At 55.0% G+C, this 2,528-nt stretch carries 1 protein-coding gene and 2 pseudogenes; all 3 read right to left on the bottom strand.

Annotation, left to right across the window (positions count from 1 at the left end; translation table 11 throughout):
• A pseudogene (locus FO268_RS22665) lies at positions 1 to 125 on the bottom strand (DDE-type integrase/transposase/recombinase); the annotation flags it as partial.
• 92 nt (positions 126 to 217) lie between these two features.
• Positions 218 to 1,741 (bottom strand): group II intron reverse transcriptase/maturase, encoded by a 1,524-nt coding sequence (ltrA, locus tag FO268_RS22660; protein WP_404802942.1) that lies wholly within the window; start codon positions 1,739 to 1,741, stop codon positions 218 to 220.
• A 661-nt stretch (positions 1,742 to 2,402) separates the two neighbouring features.
• Positions 2,403 to 2,528: pseudogene (locus FO268_RS23180) on the bottom strand (IS3 family transposase); the annotation flags it as partial.

The raw sequence follows: 2,528 nt of genomic DNA, 5'->3' as shown, positions 1-2,528 counted from the left end.
AAGGCCTCCTCCAGGGCATCAATACAGAAGTCTGTGTCCATGGTATTGGAGACCCGCCAGGACAACACTTTGCGGCTGTACCAGTCGATGATGGCGACCAGGTACATGAAGCCCCGGGCCAGCGGAAGTAGAGTAAGAGGCAGGGCGTAGTCGAACTATCTCCCTGCCTCTCCTCTCCGAACCGGACGTGCACCTTTCAGCGCATCCGGCTCTCCGCCTAAACGCTGGCGAATGCCATAGCAACTTCGGGAAAGCGAGAGGTCCACGTGTTTCTGGACTCTGTCCTCAGGTAGGGATTATCCTCCGGAAGACGCCAACGGAATCGCTTTTTCCCGTGACCGACTAGTCGGTACAGGATGGCTACACTGAGTAGTCCTTGGTTGGTTTTGCCATACAGCACCCAAGTCTTACTTTGACCCGAGGCCGGGGCTTTGAACCAGTGGCGCATCAGTGGTTTGATCCGAGAGCGATATTTGCGACCCAGCCAATGGGCCAGTTTCCAGAACACGACACCATCAATGTAACTGAAGACTTTCGCTTTGTAATCGACGAATTGATAGAACGTCGCCCAGCCTTTCAGCTTTCGATTGATGGATTCGACCATGTCGATTTTGCTTTCACTGTAATTGCCTGACAGCTTGGCGGTTAAAGATGCGGCAAAGTTGCGTGCCTTATCCCGGGGGATCGTCGTCACCACTCGCATATCGCCATAGCGGCTCCGCTTGCGGATGATGCGATGCCCCAGGAACACGAAGCCGTCATTCACATGGGTAATCTTGGTTTTATCCATGTTCAGTGTCAGCTTGAGAGTTCCTTCCAGCATCTCCCGGCATTCTTCTCTGATCGCCTCTGCCTGAGCTTTGGAGCCCTTGACGATAACCACAAAGTCATCGGCATAGCGGCAGTAGGCGACGGCTGGCTTCCATTGCCAGTCCTCTCGGATGGCTGTGCTTCGGCCGATCTGGATACTGTGGTTCCAGTACCACCGATCCTTCCGGGCCTTTTTGCCGAGATAGCGCCTATTCAGGTACTGATCGAACTCATGCAACATGATATTCGAGAGCAGTGGCGATATAACGCCGCCCTGAGGTACGCCCTCACTTGCTGCCCGAAAGAGCCCTGCATCAATATGGCCTCCTTTGACGAATCGCCAGAGAAGGTTCAGGAACCGCCGGTCCCTGATTCTGCGACGTACAGCTTTCATCAGAAGCCGGTGATGCACGGTATCAAAGTAGCTGGACAGATCCCCTTCGATGACCCAGCGTCCACGCGTTTCGGTATTATCCGTCAGTTGCAGTTTCACTGTACGGATCGCGTGGTGAACGCTCCGTTCCGGTCGGAACCCGTAGGAGAGCGCATGGAAGTCGCTTTCCCACATGGGCTCCATCGCCATTAACATGGCTCGTTGAACGATGCGATCGCGCAGGGTGGGGATGCCCAGTGGCCGTTGCTTGCCGTTGGCCTTCGGGATATAAACCCTTCGAGCCGGTAACGGCTGATAAGCATCAGAGAGTAAATCATGCCTGATTTGTTTCAGAAGAGCCGGCAGCCTGGCCTGCACAGTCAGCTTGACCTCTCCATCTACCCCCGGCGTGTTTGCACCTTTGGAAGACAGGGTGATACGAGCCGCTTCTGCGAGCCAGTCAGGCTGTGCTATCAGGCGCAGCAATCTATCCACCCGGCGGGTGGGGTCGGATGCTGTCCAAGTCGCTAGCTTGCGTTGCATTTCGCTGATTATCAAAGGTCTTCACCTTGTTTGGTCAGGTAGTTTGCTTGGCAAACACATCTAAACTGCTCCCCTTCGCCATGTAATGGGCTTTCCCCATCGCGGACTACTACGGGAGCTCCGCCAGTCAATTCGGCATCGGGGCCATGCCCCCTTGGCATCCGAAATTGACCTTCCCCGGTTCACCTATCTGGACTCCAGCATGCTGAGGAGGCTGCCCATCGCACTCTTTACCCTTGCTTGCCGCAAGTTGACAGGAAGCAGCAGTCCGATCTGTGATGGATACTGCTGTCCCGAAGCCCGACTTACCTGTTCGAACTTCTTCGTCTGGCAGCGGCTACATTTCCAAGCTGCCTAACCTTCCCGTACGGCTTGTCAGGTCACGTAAGCCGTGGTGACATTTCAACCCACAGAGGCGGATGAATGGGTTCATGTTCTTCAGCCTTTCAACACTCAGCCTTGAGGATCATCTTGGCTTAGTGACCTCGCCTCAATCCCCGTTGTCAGCGGGTTACATCACCCTGCGGGCATACCGCAGGTCACTGCCGCTCAGGCTCACCACCCTCACAGTGGGTGGGATTGGTTCGTTACTTCCTCATGAAGTACCGTTTCAATATTCCAGATAGACTCGTGGTTCATTTGAGCTTCCGTGCTCGCCCTGAACTCCGGGCACACTATAGCTGATATCTGTTGCCCACACCTGGTTGGGGCGGTCGATTTTCAGCCCTTTGAGCAGGTACGGATAAACCTTGTGCCCGTCGCCCGGAATGCTGGTTCTGGGGCGAGGATACACCGCCTGAAT

This window comes from Marinobacter denitrificans (genome assembly GCF_008795955.1).
GTDB lineage: Bacteria > Pseudomonadota > Gammaproteobacteria > Pseudomonadales > Oleiphilaceae > Marinobacter > Marinobacter denitrificans.
The sequence above is the reverse complement of the archived record's forward strand: the minus strand, read 5'-3'. Positions and strand labels throughout refer to the sequence as shown.